20 protein-coding genes are annotated in these 25,463 nt (G+C 62.6%); 10 read left to right on the top strand and 10 right to left on the bottom strand.

Translation table 11 applies throughout. From position 1 onward, the window contains the following. Positions 1-5 precede the first annotated feature (5 nt). Positions 6-935 carry a LysR family transcriptional regulator gene (locus P0D73_RS02690; protein ID WP_408429520.1) on the bottom strand — a complete coding sequence of 310 codons (930 nt, stop codon included), beginning with the start codon at positions 933-935 and terminating at the stop codon, positions 6-8. Between the two features lie 140 nt (positions 936-1,075). Here P0D73_RS02690 and P0D73_RS02685 point away from each other — a divergent pair, with 140 nt between their 5' ends. From P0D73_RS02685 to P0D73_RS02655, 7 genes are all read left to right on the top strand, one after another. Beyond that, positions 1,076-2,491 (top strand): MmgE/PrpD family protein, encoded by a 1,416-nt coding sequence (locus P0D73_RS02685; protein ID WP_408181024.1) that lies wholly within the window; start codon positions 1,076-1,078, stop codon positions 2,489-2,491. Between the two features lie 9 nt (positions 2,492-2,500). Beyond that, positions 2,501-3,841: an MFS transporter gene (locus P0D73_RS02680; protein ID WP_342960443.1), complete on the top strand. Its 1,341-nt coding sequence runs from the start codon at positions 2,501-2,503 to the stop codon at positions 3,839-3,841. Between the two features lie 67 nt (positions 3,842-3,908). After that, positions 3,909-5,327, top strand: a complete 1,419-nt coding sequence (locus P0D73_RS02675) for an MmgE/PrpD family protein (protein WP_408429517.1) — start codon at positions 3,909-3,911, stop codon at positions 5,325-5,327. Further along, entirely contained in the window at positions 5,327-6,694 is a 1,368-nt protein-coding gene (locus P0D73_RS02670) for an MmgE/PrpD family protein (protein WP_408429514.1), read from the top strand. Before P0D73_RS02675 ends, P0D73_RS02670 begins: the two co-directional genes overlap by 1 nt. A gap of 133 nt (positions 6,695-6,827) precedes the next feature. Beyond that, positions 6,828-8,219 (top strand): MFS transporter, encoded by a 1,392-nt coding sequence (locus P0D73_RS02665; protein ID WP_408181028.1) that lies wholly within the window; start codon positions 6,828-6,830, stop codon positions 8,217-8,219. 27 nt (positions 8,220-8,246) lie between these two features. Next, entirely contained in the window at positions 8,247-9,746 is a 1,500-nt protein-coding gene (tcuA, locus tag P0D73_RS02660; RefSeq protein WP_132378476.1) for an FAD-dependent tricarballylate dehydrogenase TcuA, read from the top strand. A gap of 37 nt (positions 9,747-9,783) precedes the next feature. Continuing rightward, positions 9,784-10,887 (top strand): ornithine cyclodeaminase family protein, encoded by a 1,104-nt coding sequence (locus tag P0D73_RS02655; RefSeq protein WP_408429512.1) that lies wholly within the window; start codon positions 9,784-9,786, stop codon positions 10,885-10,887. Positions 10,888-10,935: 48 nt separating this feature from the next. On the opposite strand, the gene hemH is transcribed toward P0D73_RS02655, so the two are convergent. After that, on the bottom strand, positions 10,936-12,006 hold the full coding sequence (gene hemH / locus P0D73_RS02650) for a ferrochelatase (protein WP_408429509.1): 1,071 nt from the start codon (positions 12,004-12,006) through the stop codon (positions 10,936-10,938). A gap of 416 nt (positions 12,007-12,422) precedes the next feature. Here hemH and P0D73_RS02645 point away from each other — a divergent pair, with 416 nt between their 5' ends. After that, positions 12,423-13,901, top strand: a complete 1,479-nt coding sequence (locus tag P0D73_RS02645) for a catalase (RefSeq protein ID WP_408181031.1) — start codon at positions 12,423-12,425, stop codon at positions 13,899-13,901. An 85-nt stretch (positions 13,902-13,986) separates the two neighbouring features. On the opposite strand, the gene P0D73_RS02640 is transcribed toward P0D73_RS02645, so the two are convergent. Further along, positions 13,987-14,214, bottom strand: coding sequence for a LacI family DNA-binding transcriptional regulator (locus P0D73_RS02640; RefSeq protein WP_408181032.1), 228 nt, complete (start codon positions 14,212-14,214; stop codon positions 13,987-13,989). Positions 14,215-14,248: 34 nt separating this feature from the next. On the opposite strand from P0D73_RS02640, the gene P0D73_RS02635 reads away from it, so the two are divergent. Continuing rightward, on the top strand, positions 14,249-15,463 hold the full coding sequence (locus P0D73_RS02635; RefSeq protein ID WP_408181033.1) for a phytanoyl-CoA dioxygenase family protein: 1,215 nt from the start codon (positions 14,249-14,251) through the stop codon (positions 15,461-15,463). Positions 15,464-15,622: 159 nt separating this feature from the next. Continuing rightward, positions 15,623-15,868, top strand: a complete 246-nt coding sequence (locus P0D73_RS02630) for a hypothetical protein (protein ID WP_408317200.1) — start codon at positions 15,623-15,625, stop codon at positions 15,866-15,868. A gap of 133 nt (positions 15,869-16,001) precedes the next feature. On the opposite strand, the gene P0D73_RS02625 is transcribed toward P0D73_RS02630, so the two are convergent. From P0D73_RS02625 to P0D73_RS02595, 7 genes are all read right to left on the bottom strand, one after another. After that, positions 16,002-17,762 (bottom strand): winged helix-turn-helix domain-containing protein, encoded by a 1,761-nt coding sequence (locus P0D73_RS02625; protein WP_408317198.1) that lies wholly within the window; start codon positions 17,760-17,762, stop codon positions 16,002-16,004. Further along, positions 17,759-19,048, bottom strand: a complete 1,290-nt coding sequence (locus P0D73_RS02620; RefSeq protein ID WP_408317196.1) for an MFS transporter — start codon at positions 19,046-19,048, stop codon at positions 17,759-17,761. Before P0D73_RS02620 ends, P0D73_RS02625 begins: the two co-directional genes overlap by 4 nt. A 359-nt stretch (positions 19,049-19,407) precedes the next feature. Next, positions 19,408-19,911, bottom strand: a complete 504-nt coding sequence (locus P0D73_RS02615) for a lipocalin-like domain-containing protein (protein WP_408181036.1) — start codon at positions 19,909-19,911, stop codon at positions 19,408-19,410. 310 nt (positions 19,912-20,221) lie between these two features. Then, a complete protein-coding gene (locus tag P0D73_RS02610; RefSeq protein WP_408429505.1) occupies positions 20,222-22,459 on the bottom strand; it encodes a xanthine dehydrogenase family protein molybdopterin-binding subunit in 2,238 nt (745 codons plus the stop codon). A gap of 24 nt (positions 22,460-22,483) precedes the next feature. Further along, positions 22,484-23,488 carry an FAD binding domain-containing protein gene (locus P0D73_RS02605; protein WP_408181038.1) on the bottom strand — a complete coding sequence of 335 codons (1,005 nt, stop codon included), beginning with the start codon at positions 23,486-23,488 and terminating at the stop codon, positions 22,484-22,486. Between the two features lie 11 nt (positions 23,489-23,499). Next, positions 23,500-24,048 carry a (2Fe-2S)-binding protein gene (locus tag P0D73_RS02600; protein WP_408429502.1) on the bottom strand — a complete coding sequence of 183 codons (549 nt, stop codon included), beginning with the start codon at positions 24,046-24,048 and terminating at the stop codon, positions 23,500-23,502. Positions 24,049-24,382: 334 nt separating this feature from the next. Then, complete coding sequence (locus P0D73_RS02595) at positions 24,383-25,330, bottom strand: phosphodiester glycosidase family protein (protein ID WP_408429499.1); 948 nt, start codon at positions 25,328-25,330, stop codon at positions 24,383-24,385. Between the last annotated feature and the right edge of the window lie 133 nt (positions 25,331-25,463).

Below are 25,463 nucleotides of genomic sequence, written 5' to 3'. Positions count from 1 at the left end.
CAGGTTCAAGCGGGCTCGTGCAGGATCGACGGATCGAATGGCGCCATCCTGCGCAGCGCGAGACGAAAGTCGCGCGCGATCGACGAGAGCGCGGCATCGCGCCTTCGAATCAGACCGATGGTTCGCGCGACCGTCGGATCAACCAGAGGCCGGATCGCGATGCGCGCGTGCGCGTCGCGCGGCGCCGCGCAACGCGGAATGATGGAGATGCCGAGTCCCGCTTCGACGAGCCCCAATGAAGTGGTCAGATGCTCGATCTCGATCAGCCGGTCGGGGCGCCAGTCGATATCCCTGAGCGCGGCGTCGAGCATGCGCCGGTTGCCGCTCGATGTGCCGGAAACGATCAGCGGCCACGGCCGCAACTCAGGCCACGTCACGTGCTCGCTCGCGGCGAGCGGATGATCCGCGGGACAGGCCAGCACGTACGGATCCACAAGCAGTTCGTCGATTTCAAGCTCCGGCGATTCGTTCACCAGAAACGCAATGCCGAATTCCGCCTCGCCGTTCGCGACACGCTGCACGACCGTCGCGAGGTTGGCCTCGATGAGCCTGAGCCGTACTTCAGGACGCCGCTTGTGATAAGTGCTGACGATTTTCGGCAGCATGAATTTGGCTACGGTCGGAATGCACGCGATGGTCAACTGACCGGTACGGATACGCGTCGCTTCGCTCACGAGTTCGAGTGATGCATCAAGCTCACGCAACACGCCCTGCGCGCGCGGCAACAGCAATTCGCCGGAACTGGTGAGCGCGACGGTACGTGTAGTGCGTTCGAACAGCATGGCGTCGAGCGCTTCCTCGAGCCGTTTGATGCGCCGCGTCAAAGCGGACGCGGACAGGTTCAGTTCGATCGCCGCGTCGTTGAACGACGCGTGCGACGCGACCGCGACGAAAGCCCGCAATGCGTCGAGATCGACTCCCGGAAAACGGTTCATCTGCACCCCGCTGACTCTTGCATGTGACGCAATAATAATCACGTCGCGTGCAATTCACAAACGCGTCCGGGCTGCGGATACTGAAGGCACGACATTTTCGTGCAACCCAATCCGCGCGATTGCCACCCAGAACGGAAACGATGAATCAACACAACGACGTAGGCGCAAACCCTTATACCGGCGGCGTGGCCGCATTCGTCGCGGGCTTGCGCTATGAGGCGATACCGGACGAGGTGCGCGCGCGCATCAAACTGCTGATTCTCGATTCGCTCGGCTGCGCCCTTTTCGGCGCCGGGTTGCCGTGGAGCCGCATTCTTGCGGATACCTTGCAGCGCGTCGATAGCACGCCGGGTTGCCGCGTGTGGGGCATGCCGTTGCGTTTGTCCGCGCCGCACGCGGCGCTCGTCAACGGCACCTTGATCCAGAGTTTCGAACTCGACGACGTGCATCGCGTCGGCGTGCTCCATGTCGGGGCGGTGACCTTGCCGACCGTGCTCGCCGTCGCCGAACTGCTGTCCGTCGGCGCGCCGATGTCAGGCCGCGATTTCCTGCGTGCCTGCGTGGCGGGCTATGAGGTCGGCCCACGCGTGGGCATGTGCATGGGACCGGAGCACATCGCGCAAGGCTGGCATTCGGGCGCGACGGTCGGCGTATTCTCGGCCGCGGCGGGTGCGGCAGCCGCGTTGCGGCTCGATGTGGAACAGACGGTGCACGCGCTCGGCATCGGCGGCACGCAGGCGGCGGGGCTGATGGCCGCGCAGTTCGGCGCGATGGTCAAGCGCATGCATGCAGGCCGGGCCGCGCAAAGCGGCCTGTACGGCGCGATGCTCGCGCAAAACGGTTTCACGGGTATCGTCGACGTGTTTGAAAACCCGTACGGCGGCTTTTGCAGCACGTTCTCGCGTTCGTCGGACCGCTTCGATCTCACGCAGCTCGTGGATGGCCTCGGCGAGCGCTTCGAGACCATGCGCATCGCACTGAAGTTCTACTCCTGCGTGGGCAGCAATCACACCACCCTCGACGCGATCCGCGCGATGCAGGCGCGTCATCCATTCGGTCCGGACGATATCGAGCAGATCGTCGTGCACGGTTCGCGTGTGACGGTCGATCACGTGGGCTGGAAATACGTGCCGCAGGGGCTGACCTCCGCGCAGCTCAACCTGCCGTATTGCGTCGCGACACTGCTGCTCGAAGGCGACGTCTTCGTCGACCAGTTCAGCGAGGACAAGGTCGCGGACCCGCAGCGCATGGCACTGGCCGATCGCGTGCAGGTGGTCGAGGATCCGTCGATTACCGCGCGCGGTTCCATGCTGCGGCATATGGTGCGCGTCGAGGTGCTGTTGCGCGACGGCACGCGGCTCGAAGAAACGGTCGAGGCGCAGCGCGGCAGCGAACACGCGTTTGCGAGCGAAGCGGATATCGTCGGCAAGATGAGAAAGCTCGCCGCGCATCGGATCGACGCACGGCAGATCGCGCGCATCGTCGACTGGGTGATGCACGCCGAAGATCAGCCGGACGCCAGAGAACTCGCGCGGCTTCTCGCGAGCGCCCCCTGAGGAGCCATCGTGGCCGCGACTGCGCACACACTCCCGTTGTCCGCCACGCCCGCCGCGCGGCGCGAACGGTTGCGCTCGATTATCGGCGGCAGTGCCGGCAACGTTATCGAATGGTACGACTTTCTGGCGTACTCGATTTTCTCGATCTATTTCAGCAAGGCTTTTTTCCCGGGCGGCAATCAGACCGCGCAACTCCTGAATGCGGCGGCTGTCGCGGCGATCGGTTATGTCGTGCGGCCGCTCGGCAGCTGGGCCATCGGCGCGCTCGCCGACCGACGCGGGCGGCGCGTGGCGTTGAGCGTATCGGTGGCGATGATGAGCGTCGGCTCGCTGATTATCGCGTTGACGCCGACGTATGCGTCGATCGGCGTGGCCGCGCCCGCCGTGCTGGTCTGCGCCCGTCTGCTGCAAGGCTTCAGCATGGGCGGGGAAGCGGGCACGAGCGCGACGTATCTGAGCGAAATGGCGCCGACGGGCCGGCGCGGCTTCTTTGTCGGCTTCGTCCAGGTGACGGTGGTGATGGGGCAACTGGTGGCGCTCGCGCTGATGCTCGTGCTGCAACGGTTCGTGTTGACGCCCACGCAACTCGAACAGTGGGGATGGCGGATTCCGTTTGCGATCGGCGGCGCGCTGGCCGTCTTCGCTCTGTATCTGCGGCGCGGCATTGCGGAGACCGACGCATTCGAGCGTGAAGGCGGTGCCGGCCTGCGGAAGCAGACGGAGCGGGGCAGTCTGCTGGTGCTGCTGATCCAGCATCGGCGTCAGACGCTGTGGACGATCGGCATCAGCATCGGCGGCACCGTTGCGTTCTACACGTTCACGATCTATCTGCAGAAGTTCATGGTCAACACGACGGGCTTCAGCCGCGACACGGCGACGCTGATCGCAACCGTGGCGCTCGTCATTTACATGGGTTTTCAGCCGCTTTTCGGCCTGTTGTCCGATCTGATCGGACGGCGTCCGGTCATGATGATCTTCGGTGTCGGCGGCACGTTCCTGACGGTGCCTCTGATGCATGCTTTGGGCGCGACTCATAGCGCGCTCACCGCTTTTGCATTGAACCTTGCTGCGCTCGGCATTCTCAGCGGCTTCTCGTCGATTCATTGGCTCGTCAAGTCGGAGCTTTTTCCCGCGAGGGTTCGCGCGCTCGGCGTTGGCCTGCCGTTCGCGATCGTGTCGTCGGTGATGGGCGGCACCACCGAATATCTCGCGTTGCGCTTCAAGCACGCGGGCCACGAATCATGGTTCTTCTATTACGTCAGCGCGTGCGCGGCGGTGTCGCTGCTCACGTACGTGCTGATGCCCGAGACGCGCCACCGGTCGGTGATCGACGAAGAAGCGCGCCAGTAATGTGGTCACTGAGGTGGTCACCTCAGTGGCCACCAAGCTGATCACCAAGATCAATGGAGACGCTTTCATGCAGCCGGCTTCATCCGCTGGACGCACCGCTGCGCAGTTGTTGTCGGAGTACGCGCTCAGCGTGCGCTTCGAGCACTTGCCCGCCGACATCGTGCGGCTTGCCAAAGACTGCCTGATCGACGCGATCGGCGCGGCGTTGTACGGACAGGAGGTGGAAGCCGGCAAGGCCGCGCTGCGCTATGTCAGCCATGCGGCCGCGGGTCCGTGTGCGATTCCTGGCACGAGCCGGCGCGTCGCGCCGGAGGCGGCGGCGTTTGCGGGCGGCGTGCTGGTCCACGCGGCGGAACTCGATAGCTTGCGGCAGCCTGGCGCCGGCGTTCATCCCGGCGCGACGCTGGTGCCGGTTGCGCTTGCCGCCGCGCAGGTTTATGGCGCATCGGGACGCGAAGTGCTGGCGGCGCTCGTCGCCGGTATCGAGGTGCTATTCCGGATCGGCACGGCGACGAAACACTCGGCCGAAGCACGCGGCTTTCATGCGCCGGGTTTGACGGGACCGTTCGGCGCCGCGATCGTAGCGGGCAAGCTGGCCGGCGTCGATGCGGATACATTGAGTCGCGCGTTGGGCATTGCGGGGTCGTTGAGCGGCGGATTGCTCGAATTCGCTAAGTCCGGCGATGGTGGTCTCGTCAAACGCATCCACCTGGGGCGCGCGGCGCAATCGGGCATCGTCGCCGTGCAACTGGCTCAAGCGGGGTTCGACGGGCCGTCGACGGTGCTCGAAGGGCGCTACGGTTTTCTGGAGGCGTATTGCGAGGCCTCGGACGCGGCGCGTCTGACCGCTGGTTTAGGCGCGCACTATGAAACGCCGACGCTGTGCCTGAAGCGCTACGCGTGTCACATCGTGGCGCACACACCGGTCTACGCCGCGCAGCAACTGCGCGCCGCGTACGATATCGACGCGCGCCGCATCATCGCGATCCGGATCGAGGGCGCGCCGCGTCTTGCCGCGAATCACGATATCAAGCTGCCCGCCAATCAGGTGCTCGCTCAATACAGCGTGCCGGTGTGCGTGGCGGCGGCGCTGCTGCACGATGCCGACGATCCGTCGACCTTCGGCGACCACCTGTTGCAAGACGAAGCCATCCGCGAACTCGCGCAGCGCGTGACGCTCGTCGCGACCGACGCCACCGGCCTCGCCACCGTCACACGCATCACGCTCGATAACGGCACGACCTACGAATTGGCGCAGACGGACTTCCCGGGCTGTCCGTCGACGCCGTTCACACCGGCCCAATTGCGCGCCAAGTTCATGCGGATGACGAAGCGGCTGGGCGCAGCGGCGCACGCGTTGTTCGAGCAGTTGGACCGGGTGGAAGACGAAGCGGATCTGCACTGGCTCGACGCGATGTCTGCTTCATCGACCGATCCATTGCACAGATCGCCGCCAGATCTTTCGCTTGTACAAGGAGACCGCTGATGAGCATCGCGAAGACGCTGGGCGAACGCATCGCCGCGTTCACTTCCGCCGACGTGCCCGACGAAGCGTTGCGCTGGGCGCGCATCGGCATCATCGATACGATCGGCGTGACGCTGGCGGGTTCGGCGGAACCCTGCGCGCGGATTGCGCGGACCGTGGCGGCGCCTTCCAACGGAGCCGCGCTCGTGGTCGGCACGCGCGAGCGGATGAAGCCCAGCGACGCAGCGCTCGTCAACGGCACGGCCGCGCATGCGCTCGACTTCGACGATTGCAGCAATACACTCGGCGGTCATCCATCCGCGCCGATCCTGCCGGCGCTCTTCGCGCTCGCCGAAGAGGGGCACGCGAGCGGGCGACGCCTCGTCACCGCTTACGTGGCGGGTTTTGAAGCGCAGGCGCGCATTGCGCATGCCGTCAATTTTCATCACTACGACAAAGGCTGGCATCCAACGGCGACGCTCGGCGTATTCGGCGCGTGTGCTGCGTCGGCGCATCTGCTCGAACTGGATGCGGCGCACACGGCGACCGCGTTGTCGATTGCCGCGTCGTTCGCTTCCGGCATCAAGGCCAATTTCGGCACCATGACGAAGCCGTTGCACGTCGGTCATGCGTCGCGCAATGGATTGATCGCGACGCTTCTGGCGCGCGAGGGTTTCAGCGCTGGCGACGAAACCTTCGAACATCAACAGGGCTTTTTCAACGTCTACAACGGTGTGGGCCATTACGACGCCGAAGCGGCGCTGACGCATTGGGCCGATCCACTCGACATCGTCGAACCCGGCATTGCGATCAAGCAGTACCCATGCTGCGGCAGCACGCACCCGGCGATCGACGCGATGTTGATGCTCGTCGGCGAATACGGACTGAAGCCGGACGATGTCGAATCGGTTGTGTCGTGGACACATCCGCGCCGCCTTCAGCATACGAACCGCCCGCAACCGGCCAGTGCGCTCGACGCAAAATTCAGCGTGCAGTACTGTGTGGCGCGCGCGCTGGCGCAGGGGCGCGTGGTGTTGTCCGATTTCGAAGGCGACGCGTACGCCGACCCCGCGATTCGCGCGCTCATGTCGAAGATCGTCGCTGAGCCGGATCCTTTGGCGGACCAGCAAGCGGATCATTTCGGGGCAGAAGTTGTCGTTCAGTTAAGCGATGGGCGGCGTGTGTCGAAACGCGTCGCGCGCGCGGCGGGCCGCACGTCGGCCAATCCGTTGCCGGATGCACGGATCGAAGCCAAGTTTCTCGACTGCGCGAATCACGTATTGACGCCCGATGCGAGCCGCGACGCGTTGGGCATGTTGTGGCGCATCGACGGTATTGAAGACATCAGCACGGTGACTGGTTTATTCGAAGCAGGTTTGCGGCACTGACGCAGTTGTCGGGCCGCGTTGGATAGTTCATACGAACGAGCAGGATAATCGCGCGGCTACGACCGCCGGACAACTTTGCATGGGACCGGAGTAAGTGCTAAAGCACTAACTCCGGTCGACAAAGGAGACAGGCATGAACGACTCACTCGTCGCCGCGCGCGTCGACCGTTTGCCGAACTCGCGGATGCATCGCGAATGGATGTTCCTGTTCGCGATTCCGCTCTTTTTCGATAGCTGCGATATCAACACGTTCGCGTCGGCGGCGCCCGCGCTGATCCGGCATTGGCATATCGCGATCAATGAAATCGCACTGATCACGTCCGCGAGTTTCATCGGCATGTTCTTCGGCGCGACGCTCGGCGGTTTGCTGTCCGACCGGCTCGGGCGCAAACGCTCGCTGATGCTGTTCGTGCTGATTTCGTCGCTCGGTTCGCTGGCAACGGCGGTCGTACCGAGCGTCCCGTATCTGTTCGCCGCGCGGGTCGTCACCGGGTTCGGCATTTCCGCGGGCATGGTGACGGTGATGACCTATATCGCCGAACTCTTTCCGGCGCGCTCGCGCGGCACCTGGCAATCGTGGGCCATGGTCATCAACCTGTGCGCGATTCCGCTGACCAACTTCGTCGCGCGGTTGCTCGTGCCGTTCGGTCCAGACGGCTGGCGCTGGGTCTTCGTGTGGGGCGCGCTTGGCATTGCGTTTCCGCTGATCGCAAAGCGGCTTCCCGAGTCGCCACGCTGGAGCGCGCGAGCCGGACGCTTCGACGAGGCCGAAGCCGCGCTCTCGGCGATGGAGGCAAGGAGCATCGCCGAAGGTAACGTGCTGAGCTCGCCCGAGGTCGTCGTGCGGCCGCCCGAAGCGCGCGAGCCATGGATGACGATGTTTAACAGCGTCTACCGGCGGCGCACGCTCACGCTCTGCGCGATCTGGCTGCTGCAGACGATCGGCTTCTACGGCTTTGAAGCATGGGTGCCGACCTTGCTGGTGCATCACGGCATCACGATTGCACGCAGCCTCACGTATTTCACGCTGATCAACGTGGGCGCGCCGCTTGGCGCATTGCTCGCGGTCTATCCCGCCGACCGTTTCGAACGCAAGCATCTGATCGCGCTCGTTGCGCTCCTGATCGCGGGATTCGGCCTGCTATACGGGCTGAGCTTCACGCCGGTACTGATCGTGACGTTCGGATTCGCGGTCGGCATGCTGACGCAGACCTTCGCGACGCTACTCTATTCGTACACGCCCGAGCAGTTTCCGACCGGCGTGCGCAATAGCGCAACGGGTCTCACGTATGGCGCGGGCCGGATCGCGAATGTCGCGAATGCCTTCGTGATCGCGGCGATCTACACGAACTACGGCTATGTGACCGTGTTCATGTATATCGCGGGCGCATGGTTCCTGACTGCGTTGATCACGCTTGTCTTCGGCCCGCGGACCACCGGCCGCAGCCTCGAAACACTGAACCCGGTCGTGGACGAAGTGGACGCGGCGTCGCTGACGCCGCTCGCTGAATACCCACGGCGCTAGATCACACTGGAACTGGAGAGCCAACTGATGACCCTCGACGAACTCAACGATATCGATGTGCTAGTAATCGGCGCGGGAAACGCCGCGGCCAATGCGGCGCTCGCCGCGCGCGAAGGCGGCGCGAAGCGCATCGCGCTGCTCGAAAGCGCACCGGAGGAAGCGCGCGGCGGCAACTCAGCATTCACTGGCGGCGCGTTCCGCTTCGTCTACGATTCCGTCGACGACCTGTTGAAGCTCGCGCCGGATATCGCGGAACTGGACCTGCCGAATATCGATTTCGGCACCTACACGCGCGAGCAGTACTTCGACGATATCGGCCGGCTAACCGAGTTCCGCGCCGACCCGGATCTGACCGACGTACTGATCGGCAACAGCTACGACGCCGCGCTGTGGCTCAAGCGGCATGGCGTGCGATTCCAGCCGGCGCTGGGGCGGCAGGCATTTCGTGTCGAAGGCAAATTCCGTTTCTGGGGCGGTCTCGCCTGCCACATTCTGGGGGGCGGCACGCATCTGGTCGAAACGCTGCATCATGCGCTGAAGGACGCGGGAATCGGCGTGCTCTATCGCACTCAGGCAATGGGCCTGCTGCATGGCGACGGGCGCATCGAAGGCGTGCGCGCCATGCATGAGGGGCGGCAGGTCGACATCCGCGCGAAAGCGGTGGTGCTCGCATGCGGCGGTTTCGAGTCGAGCGCGGAGATGCGTGCGCGCTATCTCGGGCCGAACTGGGACCTGGCAAAAGTGCGTGGCACACGCTACAACACCGGCTGGGGCCACAAGATGGCGATGGAAATCGGCGCGGCGGTAACGGGGCATTGGTCCGGCGCGCATGCGGTGCAATGGGACATGAATGCACCCGAGTACGGCGATCTGACGATTGGCGATCGCTTCCAGAAACACAACTACCCGTTCGGGATTCTGGTGAACGCGAAGGGCGAGCGTTTTCTCGACGAGGGGCTCGACTTTCACAGTTTCACCTACGCGAAATATGGGCATGAAGTCTTGCGCCAGCCGGGCCTTTTCGCGTGGCAGATCTTCGATCAGAAAGTCGTCAAGCTGCTGCGCGACGAGTACAGGATTGCGCGCATCACGAAAGAGACGGCGAACACGCTCGAAGAACTGGCGCCGAAACTCACGGGCGTCGATCCAGAAGGTTTTCTGCGTACCGTGCGCGCGTATAACGAGGCGCCGCGGCCCGATGTGTCGTTCAATCCGAACATCCACGACGGCCTGCGCACGAGTGGACTCGGCATCGACAAAACCAACTGGGCCAATCGGCTCGACACGCCGCCTTTTGAAGCCTATGGCGTGACCACGGGCGTGACTTTTACGTTCGGTGGACTGAAGGTGTCGACGGAGGCCGAGGTGCTCGACACGTCGGGTACGCCGATTCGAGGGTTGTTCGCGGCGGGCGAGATTGTCGGCGGTCTTTACTATCACAACTACGGCAGCGGCACGGGGCTCGTCGCCGGCGTGGTGTTCGGGCGGCGCGCCGGGGCAGGCGCGGCGCGGCTGGTTGCACGCTGATTCGGACGCTAACGGGAACGCTCGGGGACTCATTACGATGCTGCTTATCGATAACGACTGTGTCGCGCGCGTGCTGACGATGCGCGATTGCATCGACGTGCAGGAACGCGCGTTTGCCGGATTGCCGGGTGGCGCGTCGATTGGGCGTCCACGTATCGACACCTATGTGCCGACGCAGCGCGACGACAGCTATTACCGTTTCGGCTCGGTGGATGGCGCGACCGACGGCATTCTGGCGGTGCGTCTGAAATCGGACGTGATGGTGTGGCCGCGTGACGCCGACGGCCGCGCGGGCAGCGAGCAGAAGTACTGCGTCGAGCCGGGCACGTATTGCGGGCTGGTGATGCTGTTCAGTACCGAGAACGGCAAGCCGCTCGCGATGCTCAACGACGGCCACCTGCAACACATGCGCGTGGGCGGCGCGGCAGGACTCGGCACGCGGCTGCTTGCGCGTGAGGACGCGCATACCATCGGCATGATCGGCTCGGGCGGCATGGCCGAAACGTTTCTCGAGGCGCTGGTGGCGGTACGCGAGATTCGGCGCGTGCGCGTTTTCAGCCGTCGCGAGGCGAACCGTTTGCGATTTGCGCGGGACATGGCGGCGAAACTCGGGATCGAAGTAGAAGTTGTCGGCTCGGCCGAAGAGGCGGTGCGCGGCGCCGACATCGTCGCCACCTGCACCGACAGCATGACGCCCGTCATCGACGCCAACTGGTTGGAACCGGGCATGCACGTGGTGGCGCTCACACCGCGTGAATTCGACACCAGGGTCGCAAACCGCTTCGACGTGTGCATCGCGCAAGGCCGTGAACGCTTGCCGATGGAGGAGAGTGAACGCTTCAGCCAGCGCGTGTCGGGCAGCCCGAATGCGTTTATCGGCGGAAGCGGCGAGGAGCGGGCGCGTTTGCCCGTGTCACGCGGGGAAAGAGTGGATACGACCGGCTGGCCGGTTTACACCGACGTGATAACCGGCCGCGCGCCGGGCCGCACGGATGCCCGGCAGATCACCTTCTATTACACGGTGGGCAACTGGGGCGTGCAGTTTGCGGCGGTGGGCGGGCACGTGTATCGGGAAGCGGCGCGGCTCGGCCTTGGCATTGCGTTGCCGGAGCACTATTTCCTGCAGTCTATTAGAAATTGAATACAGGGTGCGTGGGCCTGCACGTGGACCGCGCGCAACCTGCAGGAATCAAAGCGTAAGACATGATGCGGCGCCCATGTCAGAGATCGTGACTTCTTCCTTCCGGCGGGATTGTGTGACGACGCCGCTCCAGTGCTTCAACTGATCGAGTGCAAGCTCCCCGAGTGCATCGATGAACGACCTTGACGCGTTCACGCAATCGATCCGATGGAACTCCCTGCCGCCCCATTTGAGGAACGTGTCCCGCCCTTCAACGCCGATTTCATCGACGGTTTCGATACAGTCGGCAGTAAAGCCCGGGCAAAAGACGTCTACGCGATGCGTGCCGGACGCGCCGAGTTCAGCCAGTGTTTCCGCGGTATGTGGTCCGATCCACTCCTGTCTTCCGAACTCCGACTGGAACGTCACTCTGCAGTGGTGTGCGTCAAGGCTCAGCGCCTCGGCAAGCAGTGCGCCCGTCTCGAGGCACTGCGCGTGGTAAGGGTCGCCACGCTCGATAGCGCGTTGCGGTAAGCCGTGAAAGCTCAGAAGCATTTGATCGCCGCGGCTGAAGTCGGGGCGTCCGTGCACATACCAGTGCCGCCGTACGGTGTCGGCGAGCGCGGAAATATAGCGTGAATCTGCAAAGTACTGTTTGATGAAACGCACCTCCGGTTGATTGCGGATCTGTGCGAACGCGGAGGCCACCTTGTCGAAGGCAGTGGCGGTGGTCGATGCCGCGTACTGCGGATACATTGGCAAGATCACAATGCGATCGCAGCCCTGCCGGATCAGCCGATCGAGTTCTCCCGCGATGCTCGGCGTGCCGTAACGCATCGCGTAAGCGACGCGCACCTGCTGTCCACGTTCGGCCAGCCATCTTCGAAGTGCGGTGGCCTGCTGTTCGGTATGCACGCGGAGCGGCGATCCGTCGGGCATCCAGATGGATTCATATCGGCGCGCCGCCGCGTGACTCCTGAATGGAAGCACGAGGCCGCGAAGAATGGGCTGCCAAAGCCATTGCGGCATTTCGATCACGCGCGGGTCGGAGAGGAACTCCGCAAGATAACGATGTACTTCACGCGCAGTGGGTGCGTCTGGTGTACCGAGATTGATCAGCAAAACTGCCGCGCGAGGCATTGAAACGGCCGGGGACGTTTTCCGAATAGAGATGTCAGCATACATTTCGCGTCACCTAAAGGTTGGCCCTCGGATCTATTTGAGGGTTGGGCGATGTCATCGATTTGCGATTCACCCTGTGGACCAATCATCGCCAATTCCACGCTTCGGGTCCAAGTCGTATTTTCTAGCGCTTCCATAAGTCGCGACTATCGGCTACGTGAGATGGTCCACAGGCGTGCTGGCAGTTTTCCCACGTAGATTGTCCTTATTCGACGTATGAGCTGGCATCGGGGACTTAGTATTCTGTTATCCAATCAGTAAATAATTCCAAACATGGCAGATGCACAGCGCTGCTATTCTTGAATCGTCAAACGATGGTTGCGATTCGCAACTGTTTGCATCGGTTTTCATCACCCCAATGCGAGGATAGGAACATGAATATGAAGAGGAAGTTGACTACGGTATTTGGCGCACCTGTTGCCGACAATCAGAACATCCAGACCGCGGGTCCGAACGGCCCGGCGCTGTTGCAAGACGTGTGGCTCCTCGAAAAACTGGCGCACTTCGATCGCGAAGTCATTCCGGAGCGGCGGATGCACGCGAAGGGTTCAGGCGCATTCGGCACGTTCACCGTGACGCACGACATCACGAAATATACGCGCGCAAAGATTTTCTCGAAGATCGGCAAGAGCACGGAAATGTTCGCGCGCTTCTCGACGGTTGCTGGCGAACGCGGTGCGGCCGACGCCGAACGCGACATTCGCGGCTTTGCATTGAAGTTCTATACCGAAGAAGGCAACTGGGACATCGTCGGCAATAACACGCCGGTGTTCTTCTTTCGCGACCCGTTGAAGTTCCCGGACCTGAACCATGCGATCAAGCGCGATCCTCGTACGGGCATGCGTAGCGCTCAGAACCAATGGGATTTCTGGACCCAGCTTCCCGAAGCGTTGCATCAGATCACGATCATCATGAGCGATCGCGGCCTGCCGAGTTCTTTCCGTCATATGCACGGCTTTGGGAGCCACACGTATAGCTTTATCAACGCGGCAAATGAACGCTTCTGGGTCAAGTTTCATTTTCGCACGCAGCAAGGTATCAAGAATCTGACGGACGCTGAGGCCGAGACGTTGGTTGGCCGGGATCGCGAATCACATCAGCGCGATCTGTATGAGAGCATCGAGCGCAAAGATTTCCCGCGCTGGACGCTGTTCGTGCAGATCATGCCCGAGAAGGAAGCGGGTTCGTACCGCATCAATCCGTTCGACCTCACGAAGGTATGGCCGAAGTCTGATTATCCGTTGATCGAAGTTGGCGAGATGGAACTCAATCGAAACGCCGACAACCATTTTGCGGATGTCGAGCAGGCTGCATTCGCGCCGTCGAACATCGTACCGGGAATCGGCTTCTCGCCAGACCGGATGCTGCAAGGGCGACTCTTCTCTTACGGGGATACGCAGCGTTATCGTCTGGGCGTCAACTATGCGCAGATTCCGGTGAATGCGCCGAGGGGAGCGAGCTACGTCAACAGCTATCACCGTGATGGTCAAGGACGTACTGACGGTAACCAGGGTGGCACGATCTCCTACGAACCGAATACGCGTGGCGAGTGGGTCGAGCAACCGGACTACCGCGAACCGCCGCTGAGTCTGGAAGGCGCTGCGGATCACTGGAATCATCGGGTCGACGACGACTACTACTCGCAAACGGGCGTTCTGTTCCGCAACATGTCACCCGGGCAACAGCAGGTGTTGTTCGAGAACACCGCGCGCGCACTGCAGGGTGTGTCGGACCCGGTCGTTCAGCTGCATATCGAACATTGCCGTCTTGCGGATCCGGCCTATGGTGCAGGTGTCTCTGCGGCGGTCAGGAAGCTTGCGAACGCAAAATCGAGCGGCGGCAACATAAGCTAGTCGAGTGGAATCAAATGTTTCACGACGCTATCGCGGGACGGCAAACGCTTTCATGGATTGCCGGCCCTGCGATGTACAGCTTCGATCAGATAAACAACTGTAGTTCCTGCTTCTCGATCTCCTTGATTGCTTGCTCGACGCGCTTGCGCGCATGTTCACGAGCGTGTGCGCGGCCATTGAGTACGTGGTCGACTGTTGCCACCCCGCCCCCGGCCTGTAGAGCATGTCCGTGATAAGAAAGTGGTGAACCACGGCGGATCCCTCGGATTTGAGGTGTTTTTGATGGATTAATGATACCCCGTTGGCAGTCCATGGCGCTATGCTGTGACGTACAGAGGGAGAGAGACATGGGCCACAGCGAGGATCGCATCGAAGAGCGAGGGCAGAGTTGGTACCGCGAACGCGACTGCGCTTTGAATGAATTCGTCGCTCTGCTGGAAGGCGATGACAACGGCTCGACGCGCTATGCGGCGGAAATCACACAGCGCATTCCCGTTTACGACTGTCAGCAACTCGATGGCATGACACACGATGCGTCCGAGAGAGCCCAGTTGCAGGCGGAATGGGCTCGCGTCCTTCACGAGGGCGCAGGGGTGCTGGTGCTTCGGCGGGCATATGCCGATACCGGACCTGTCGACGACGCGACGGCCGTCTTCGAATCGATTATTCGCAGTGAGCGCGAGCAAGGCCCGCGTGTGGCAGACCATTTCGCAAAGGCGGGCGCGAATGACCGGATCTGGAACGCTCAGGAGAAGCTCTGCCTGCGAGCACCCGAAGTATTCGCGCAATATTTCTCAAATCCGATGTTGATGATCGCGTCGGAAGCGTGGCTTGGACCGTCCTACCAGATGACGTCACAAGTCAATGTAGTGCGCCCCGGCGGCGCTGCTCAACAAGCGCATCGCGATTACCACCTCGGCTTCCAGACGGTTGAAAAGGCCGAACGCTATCCTGCGCACGTGCATCGGATGTCCGCCTTCCTCACCCTGCAGGGCGCGGTGGCGCATAGCGACATGCCGGTTGAGAGCGGTCCGACGAAGCTCCTGCCGTATTCGCAGCGATACGACGAGGGATATCTGGCGTGGCGCCGAGCCGATTTTCGGGAATATTTCGAAGCTCATTTCGTCCAGTTGCCGCTCTCCAAGGGCGATGCCGTGTTTTTCAATCCCGCGTTGTTCCATGCGGCCGGCGAAAATCGCACCACTGACATTCAACGCATGGCGAATCTCTTGCAGGTCTCGTCGGCTTATGGCCGGGCGATGGAAGTGCTCGACCGCAGGAGAATGTGCGAGGTGGTTTATCCGGTACTGCGCGAGCGCCGCGCATCGGGGCGGATAAGTGACACGGAAGCCGCCGCGGCAATCGCATCCTGCGCCGAGGGATACCCGTTCCCTACCAACCTCGACCGCGACCCGCCGGTCGGCGGGTTGGCGCCGGAGAGCCAACAGGAACTCATGCACCGCGCACTTGACGAGGACTGGGATCCCGCCAGATTCACGCTCGCCTTAAATGAGCACGCTGCGCGGCAACGCTCCGCTGATCCGCAATCTGGCCCGTGTTAACAATTTCTTTAGACTGGGTCGATGGTGCAAAGAACGCTCTGATCGCAGGATTGACACAGCGATAGCAACCCGACGCCGCATCCTCGCGCACCGTCCGGGATCGCCTTAAGGCCGGTCATGCACTGACCGTTTCCGCACTTGTGGATAGGAGAAACTGACATGAAAACGCTTCGAATCGTTGCCCTCTGCGCGATCGGCATGTTCCTGGGACAAGCGTGGGCGCAAGACAAACCAGTACCATCGGGAACCGCACCGGCCGTTCAGGATGTCGGTGGCGTCACCGACGCGTCGAGGGGAGAAACAGGAATGGCAATGAGTCCGGCGCGGCAGACCTATCCGGACCTGAACGCCCTGCAATCCGGGGACCAAAGCCGTTTCGGGACCAATACATTCCGCCACCACTGAGCGCCGCACAACAGCTTCGCGCGACTGCCGTCCCGCACGATGAGTGCCCGCGAATACACTCATCGCGCGTAACGGGACAGGCTACGGCCCCGACCGGGGCCCGTCCGTCGAATGATGGGGCTATGCTCCGGGCTCAGTAGCCGATACGCTTCTCGACGTTCCGGAATCGCCCCGTCGACCGGTAGCGATTGAACCATGCATTGGTACGAAGTTCGCACAGGCGCGGCGAATGTTCGACAAGCGCAACATCGAGCCAGTGAAACATCTCGTCCGGCTGGTCGAGCCTCGCATAAATTTCCGCGAACAGAAGCGGCGACGTGTAGCGCCTTTGACGTCTCGTCATCAGGTCCTGCAAATACCATTGAAGGACTTTTTTATAACCCCCGGTGTCCCAGACCGTGCGAATAGTCTCCGCGCGGGCGAATTCGCCGCACCGCGTTAGTGCATCAACGGTCGCTTCGACGGCCTCCTCGTATTGACCCTGCCCTTCATATGCGGTCGCCAGTAGCTGATAGACGAGTGGGGAGCGATTGCCATGCCCCGCATTCAGGCACTCCCGAATCACTTCGTCGTATTTGCCCGCCTGCACGAGTCCGAATACGCGTGATCCTTCGAATCCGAGCGGGTCGACTTTCTCGGCACGCTCGAACTGTGCTCTGCCTTCCGCTTCTCGCCCAAGCACCAGCAGGAGCCGCGCATACAGGCGGCTCGTTTCGGCGTGGCTCGGGTTCAGCCGTAATGCCTCGAGGAACTCCTCCTCTGCCCGGCGCCAGTCCCAGTCATAGAAGTAGTGCACGCCGGCCAGCGCCTGGTGAGCCTCAGGAAGATTGGCATCCAGTTCCAGTGCTTGCAGCGCCGCCTGCCGCGCTCGCGGGTGGCCCTCCGACGGTGCGCACACTCCGTGCGTCGCAGCGGCGCCTAAAACGTTCGACATCCCCACATATCCGAGCGCGTAAGTCGGGTCCCGTTCGATCGCGAGCTCGAAGTAGCCGCGCGCGCGAACGAAGTCCTCGTCACTTAGCGCGTGATGCGCGGCGAACCCCGCATCGAAGTGCACGCGGCGGGTCCAGTAGTAACGGCCGCGCAGATACGCGTCGTGCGCCGCCGGATCGACCGGCAAACGTCGCGCCAGCCTGTGCCGTTGCTGTTCCGCGAGCGCGGGCGATACTTCCTGAGCGAGCGCCGTTGCAACCTCTTTCTGGATTTCCAGCGCTCCGCTCGTCATCGGCTCATACGCGCGACTCCAGATCTGCACCTGGTCGAAGCAACGGATCAGTTGCGCCAGAATGCGAATCCTCGTGCCGTCCCGCTTGAGCGCGCCTTCCAGCACGTAATCGATCGACAACTCGCGCGCGATCTCCGCGATACTCTTGCTGACCCGTCTGCAGTGGGCGGCGGTCGTCCTCGAAATGACAAGGATGTGCTCCGGATCGAGCATGCCGATACTGGCGGAGGTTTCGTCGGCCAGCGCGTCGCAGAAGCTGTTCTGGCCGGAATCGCCAGTCTGGTTTTCGAACGGCAGTACCAGAATCCGCACGGCTTCCTGCGGGGCGGGCGCCGATTCATCCGGCGCGGGCCGTACGTTGTTCAGACGATAGCCTTTGCCCTTCACGGTGATGATGTGCTGCGGGTTGACCGGATCGTCGTGCAGCGCGACGCGGATTTTCCGGATCGCCGTATTGATGCAGTTGTCCGTTTCCCGATACGCGTTCGCGCCCCACAGTGCTCTCACGATATCCGCGCGCGTGACGAGTTCCCCGTTGCGCGATGCCATCAGGATCAGCAACTCCATCGGCAGACGCTCGAGGCTGACTTTCTCGCCTGCGCGGCGCAATTCGTAGCGCTGGATGTTCAGTTCGACATCCGCAATCCGGACGGATTCTGGCGTGTTCATCTGCGCTCCTGCCACCGCGAGTTCCGGTTCACAGCGACGACGTCGACGCGCCGCCGCTCGCGCTTCATGCCGAATGAAGCCGCGAATGCGAGCGCCGAGCACAACACAATGACGAGCGCGGGCGCAGGCATCCAGTGCAGGCCCGAAACGAGGAAATTCGCTGCGAGCGGTGTCAGTCCCAGCGACGCGGACAGTCCGAGATTCATGGACGTGGCAACACCGCTGAAGCGGACGTCGACGGGGAACATTTCCGCAATCGCGCACGCGAAGGTTCCGTTCGCAAACGAGCTGACGACGCCGGCCATCAGGAACAGCGCAGGCAGGCTCGCGTAGTGATGGGCGGCCGCAATGAAGAAGAAGGGCGCGAAAAGCGCGGACAAGACGGTTCCCGACCTGAACACATAACGGCGCGGCAACAGGTCGCCAACGTGCGATGTCACGAGAATGCAGGCAGCCACGACGACCAGATACCACATCTGGGCACTCGCGATCTGGTGTGTGTCGTATTGAAGCCTTTGCAGATAACTTGGTGCGAAGCCGATAAAGATGCCACCCGACGCACCCGCCAACAGAGACGCGCCGGTTCCTGTCGTCAGGGGAGCGAAATGGTTGCGAAACAGGACGGCAAGAGGCTCGCGATGCCGGGCGCCGATCGCTTGCGCGTACTCGTTGGTCTCCGCAAGCGTCCGGCGCAGGACAAAGCTCAACAGCCCGACCATTCCACCAAGCAGGAAGCAAATCCGCCATCCGAATGCATTGACCTGCGCGGGTGTGAGCGCCCATTGCAGAGCAAAGTTAATGCTCGTCGCCAGAAGCAACGCCAGGTTGACCGCGACGAACACGATGCCGCACAGAAGACCAGGCCTGCCGCGCGCGGTTTCGACCGCGTAGACGATTGCGCCTGGCAACTCGCCGCCCAGGCAGAGACCCTGGATGAGCCGCAGCATGAGAAGAAGCGCTGGGGCAAGCGCGCCCCATGCCGCGTATGAAGGAAGTATTCCGATGAGAAGCGTCGAAACGGAGGCGATCATCGCCGACGAGACGAAGACAAGGCGCCGGCCGTGCGTGTCGCCGAACCGCCCAAGGAGAATGCCGCCCACCGGCCTGGAAAGGTAGCCAATGGCCAGCACCGTGAACGACAACGTCTCCGCCGGCACGCCAGTTCCTGTCGGAAAGAACTCGCTGCCGATGCTTCTTGCAAAGAATCCGAAGATAACGAAATCGAATACCTCGAGCGCTCCACCCGTACTGGCGACCAGAATGGTCCAGCGTTGGTGTGCTGTCATCGACTCTTTTCGGATTAGGGGCGAATCGTCGAGCATGGTAATCCCTGATGTCGCCAGGCATAACTACCGTTTTAAGCGGACGCCGCTGCGGAGGGACGTGTTCGGCCACCACCGTGTCAAGCCGACTTCGATGACGGTGCATGATCGTTCTGGCTTAAATATGATGGACGACAATTCGCTTACACGAAAGGTCTTTAGATTCGCCTTGTGATTCCTGATCGACGGATTGACGCGCGCCGCACTCGGACTCGGCGCTCGGCGCGAGGTCCGCGAAAGCGAGGGATACGGCGACCTGAACGCGATTACGTTCTCCGGTCTCGCCGCTGGAGGTTCAGGTTATGAACCTCGCGTTCTGCTGCTTACTTCATTCGTTGCCACACGACTTTCGATGCGCCATATCCGAAGCTCCCAGGCGTGACGTAGGTCAGCCGGTCGCCATCGAGGGTGAATGGGCGTCGTTGAACATCCCCGTCCCAGTTCGGAAAGGTACTTTTCTGAATGTGGAAAACGATCACCTGTCCGGCCGGATCGACGGTATAGGTGCCAAAGTGCGCGAAGTTGCCTTGGACGATGAGTAGGTTCTCTTCGGCGGTGCCCAATAAGCGGTTACCCGATGCGAACTTCGGCAAGTTTGCGCGAACTCCGAGCAGAACATAGCGGCCGTCGGTGCCGAAGATGAGTTGACCGTCCGGGTGCGGACCGAGCACTTCGACTTCGCTACCACTTCTCGAGGCGGTCAACGAAACCAAAGACCACGAACCCACCACGCCAGGCGCCGCCTGGGCAAAGGTCTTTGGGACGGCGAGACACAATGCAAGGGCCACCAGCGCGGCGGCCCGCAGGGTTTGGAGCATGGGCTTCATGGCGTTCTCCGGCACACGTGAGGGCGGAACCATTCCCTTCGATTCCCGGCGTGCGATGCCTGGTTCGTCTTCGATCATCTGAAGACAAGCTAGTAGCATAGCTTTCCTGGCTACGACTTCCAATGAACATTGGAAGCGGAAGTTGATCCTTCTAGGAAATGGCTGCAACGGCTCTGTGCCTCCTTCGCCGTTTGCCTGGTTCTTGCCGCCGCGCCGAAACTTCTTTTAATTGCCGTAAGCGTATCCCACGCGTTTCCAACGCGAAGAACTTTACGTCGAAGCATGCCACTCGTTGCAACGACATCTGCCCTCAAGCCATTTCCGCAGCCAGCAGATCTTCGATCATGATCGGCAACTTCCGCACGCGCACGCCGGTTGCATGATAAGTAGCATCGGTAATCGCCGCCGCGACGCCCGCGAGGCCGATTTCCGCAATCCCGCGAGCACCGAGTTCGTTGAACACGGTATCCGGATGATCGAGAAAGGTCACGTCAAGTTCGGGAGTATCCGCATTCGACGCGATGATGTAATCGGCTAGGTTGCTGTTGATCGGTGCGCCCGTCTGCCTGTCGTACGTCGTATGCTCGAACAGCGCCATGCCGACGCCCATCACGACTGCGCCTTCTATCTGGTTGCGGGCGGCGCGCGGGTTGATGATACGTCCGCCATCGATCACCGTGATGACGCGGCTCACGCGCAACCGCGCGATCTCCGGCTGCCACGTGACTTCGGCGAAGTGCGCGCCGTAGGAATAGATGGAGAAGCGTTTCTTGAGCGGATCGTCGAAGCCGCCCTGGGCGCTGCCGCTGCCTGATGCTGCGCTCATCTTCGCTGCTTCGAGAATCTGGCCGAACGGCACGCCGCGCTCCGGCGCGTCGCCCTTGCGATGCACGTGTCCCGCGCTGAACGCGAGCGCATCTTCGGCGGCGCCTTTGAACGGTGAACCATCGACGGCCGCCGCACGCGACAGCAACAGCTTGATGGCCGAACGCACCGCGTCGAGCACTGCCGGAATCACCGATGCAGTCGCCGCGCTGCCCCCCGAAACCGGTCCAAGCGGTAACACCGAATCGCCGAGACCGACCTCGATGCGCGTGAGGGGAATGCCGGTCTCTTCGGCGACCAGTTGCGCGAGCACCGTGTAGGTGCCGGTGCCGATGTCCTGCGTGCCGCATACCACGCGGGCGCTGCCGTCCGCTCGAAGATCGACGTTCGCAGCCGCGGAAAAGCGCAAGCCTGGCCAGACACAAGCGCCGACGCCCCAGCCCAAAGTCAGGCCGTCGCGCTGCATCGATCCGACGCCCGGCGTCCGCTGCGACCATCCGAAGCGCTCAGCGCCCGTGCGCAAACATTCGACGAGATGCCGTGACGAGAACGGCAAACCCGTGCTTTCGTCGACGCGCGGTTCGTTGCGCAGCCTCAATTCGACCGGATCGAGGTTCAGCACATGCGCCAGTTCGTTCATCGCCGATTCGACTGCGTACAGGCCGGGCACGGCGCCTGGGCCGCGCATCGACGTCGGCGAGCCGACGTTCCGGCGCGCGAGGCCGGAGGTCACGCGCAGGTTCGGCGTGCTATAGATGAGCGGCGTGACTTCGCCGCAACTTTCCTGGTATTCGTCGGCGATCGAGGTGTGGTTGACGTAGTCGTGCTGCACGGAGGTGAGTTTGCCGTCGCGTTCAGCCGACAGCCGCATGCGCTGCTGAGTCACGGGGCGGTGGCCGACGTTCTGGAACATCATCTTGCGGCTCACGACCAGCTTCACGGGACGGCCGGTCTGACGCGTCGCCGCTGCCGCGAGCAGCGTGTGCGGCCACATCCACAGCTTGCTCCCAAAGCCTGATCCAAGATAGCGGGAGATCACGCGGATCTTTTCCTTCGGCACGCCGAGCATCTGCGAGAGCGTGCCCAGGTGGACCGAAATGGCCTGCGTGGTCTCGTAAAATGTGTAGTTCTCACCGTCCCAGTCCGCGATCGACGCGTGCAGTTCGATCGGATTGTGCGTCTCCGTCGGCGTGACGTAGGTTGCGTCGAGCGTCGCCGGCGCGGCGTCGAACGCACGATCCGGGTCGCCGCGCTCGCTCTCGACCTTCGGCTTGTCGTCGGCCTCCAGTTCGTCGCGCACGTCGTGCGGCGTGATTTCGTAGCGAGCCCCGATCGCGGCCGACGCCGCGCTCGCCGCCTCGAAGGTATCCGCGATCACGACAGCGATGTACTGGCCGTAGTAGCGGATGATGTCGTCCTCGAAGGGCGGCCGTGCTTCGTCCACGAAGCCGGTCTCCATCGAGTTGCCGGAAAGCCGGTAGAAGCGGCCGATATTGTCTCGATGCAGCACCGCGTGTACGCCGGGCATCGCCTCGGCGTCCGCGATGTCGAGCGACACGATCCGGCCGCTTGCGATCGTGCTGCACACCGGCACGGCAACCAGCAGATCGGGTAAATCGATATCGGAGGTATAGGCTGCGCTGCCGCTGACCTTCAGCGGTCCGTCGATACGCGCTTGAGGCCGGCCGATCACGGACAGCACGGAGTCGGATAAGGTAGACATGGGGCGTTCCTCTCGATCGGCGGTTCAGGGCGTGGCCGTAGCCTGGGTCAGCGCATTGACGATGCAGCGGCGCGCCAACTCGACTTTGAAGCCGTTCTGACTTTGCGGCTTCGCGTTCGCTAGCGCGGCGTCCGCGGCCTTGCGGAAGGTCGCGGCATCGGGCGTTGCGCCGCGCAGCACGGCTTCCGCTTCGAGCGCGTGCCAAGGCCGCGTGCCGACGCCGCCGAGCGCGACGCGCACATGCCCGATGCGTCCACCGTCGAGCGTCATGACCACGGCGGCCGACGCCAGCGCGAACTCGTACGACGCGCGATCGCGCAGCTTCAGGTAAACCGAGCGCGCGCCCGCTGGTAGAGGCGGCAGCGTCACGTGCGTGATAAGGTCGCCTGCGTCGAGCACGTTCTCGCGCTGCGGCGTCGCGCCTGGCAACACGAAGAAGTCGTCGATCGCGATGCTGCGCGCGCCGTCCGTTCCTTCGACGTGAATGGTCGCGTCGAGCGCGGTCAGGGCGACGTTCATATCCGACGGGTTGGTCGCGATGCAGGCGTCGCTGGCACCGAGAATCGCGAGCGTGCGATTGAATCCCTGGATCGCCGGACAGCCCGAGCCCGGCTCGCGCTTGTTGCATGGCATCGCGGTGTCGCGAAAGTACACACAGCGCGTGCGTTGCAGCAGGTTGCCGCCGGTCGTCGCCATGTTTCGCAATTGCGCCGAGGCTCCCGCGAGCAGCGCCTGCGACAGCACCGCATACGGTGTGCGGATCAGCGGATGCAGTGCCAGGTCCGCATTCCGTGCCGTCGAACCGATCTTCACGCCGCCGTCGGGCAGCGCTTCGATACGGTCTAGCGGCAGCCGGCTGATGTCGATGACCCGCGTCGGCCGCTCGACGTTGAGCTTCATGAGGTCGAGCAATGTCGTGCCGCCCGCGAGAAAGCGCACTTGTGCGCCCTGCTGGGCCGTTGCCGAAGCCGCGCCCGCCGCGATCGCCTCACGCACGCCGTTGGCGCGCGACAACTGGAAGATTTCCATGATGGCGCTCCTCAGGACTGGCCGCGCACGCGCTGGATTGCCGCGACGATGTTCTGGTAGGCGCCGCAGCGGCACAGATTGCCGCTCATCGCTTCGCGCACTTCGGCGTCGCCCGGCCCGACCGCTTCATCGAGCAGCGCGACGGCGGACATGATCTGGCCCGACGTGCAGTAGCCGCACTGATAGCCGTCGCATTCTACAAACGCGGCCTGCATCGGATGCAGCGCTTCGGGCTGACCGATGCCTTCGATGGTGGTGATTTCGTCGCCGGCGTGCGTGCCGGCCAGCGACAGGCACGCATTCACGCGCCGTCCGTTCACGTGCACCGTGCACGCGCCGCATTGGCCGTGGTCGCAACCCTTTTTCGTGCCGGTGAGGTGCAGATGCTCGCGCAGCGCGTCCAGCAGCGTGGTGCGCGGATCGAGCGACAGCGTGTAGAGATTGCCGTTGACGGTCAACTCGACTGGCATCGTCGCGTTCGCGGAAGGCTGGCGGCTGGTTCGGGCTGCGTCGGGGTCGGCGCTCTGTTGCGTGGTGTTGGAGGCGGTCTGTTGCATCATGCGTTCTCCTCATGGCGAGAGCGGCCACAATCCGGCGACAATCGGCGCGGCCGGGCGGCAGGCTGAAGCAGGATTTGGAACCATTGGCGATCGATTCGCCGGGGTGTCGGACATTCAGGTTAGCGAGCGTCTGAAGACACGTTACGCACGCCCAGATGAGTCAGCAGCAAATCTGATGCCCAGACGTGTCATGCCTGAAAATCATTTGCGACCGACCGGCTCGACTGATCGCGAGTGTCGGGATCAATCTACCCCAAATGTAGAAGAAAAAAGCCGGACGCGTGAGCGCCCGGCCATTTTGAAGTTGCTGATGCGGCTTCAAATATTCAATGCCTCAAAACGGCAGGCCCGGCAAATCCGGCAGCTTCAACGCATGCACGCCGATCGCCGACGCGTCGAGCCGTTCCGCACCGCCACTCGGTGTATCGACGATAAACGGCACGCCGATCTGATCGGCGCGCACGAGTTCGGTCGAGCCGCCGCCGTCGAGATTGATCGCGTCGTCCGCGCCGATCGCCTTCATCAGTTGCGCCGATTGCGCGTTGGTCGTGCCCGTCGAATAACCCGCGACGCGTCCGTCGATCACGACGAGATAGAGAAAGCGCCCCTGTTGCGACAGGCCGACCAGTGTGCGCGGATTCGGATTAAGCGGATCGCCTTCGTTCGGGCTTTGCGCGCTGACGTCCTGGCCGTTTTTCAGCAGAATCGCCGAGCCGGCGACCGCCGTATCGATCAGCTTCAGATCCTGCGCTGAAATCTGCGGCGCTTCGGCGATATACGCGCGACCCTGCCGCGTGATCGCAAGTACCGCTTCACTTTGCGTCGGGTCGCTGGTCAGCGGGCTCACAATCTGGCCGTGCGACACCAGCAAGCCGATGATCGACTTCGGCTCCGGCGTCGTCGCGCAGCACGGCGCGAAAAAGTTCGCGTTGACTGCGAGCCGCACACCGGTGCGCGCGGCGAATTGCGAAATCGTCTCCGACGTCGTCATTAGCGGACCGCTATGCCCGGTCGTTTCGACGCTCACGCCGGGCGCGCGCAAATCAATGCGCATCACGTATGCGCGGCTCACGGTCGGCTTGCCGCCCGTAGTCGCGGGATTCGACGGCACGGTCGCCATTTCGGCATCGACGCCGACATACACGGGCGAGTAGCCGCTTTGCGTGATCTGCGTGGTGGGATCGGGCATGTCGGCTTGCACGCTGGCCGAAGCGAGGCCGATGATCGCCGCGGCGGCGAGCGCTTTCAGAGTTGCTGTGACGGGGAACAGGGCACGCGTCATCTCTTTAGTCTCCATGGACGGCGGCGACAAAGTTGTCACTCTTACCGTGCCGCAGACGTTAGAGACGCGATATGACCACCACGTGATTTCTTTTTTTCATTCGGCTTTCGACGATGGGCGGATGTGCGCCGAA

It is taken from the genome of Paraburkholderia sp. RL18-101-BIB-B, from assembly GCF_046026985.1.
Lineage (GTDB): Bacteria > Pseudomonadota > Gammaproteobacteria > Burkholderiales > Burkholderiaceae > Paraburkholderia.
The sequence above is the reverse complement of the archived record's forward strand: the minus strand, read 5'-3'. Positions and strand labels throughout refer to the sequence as shown.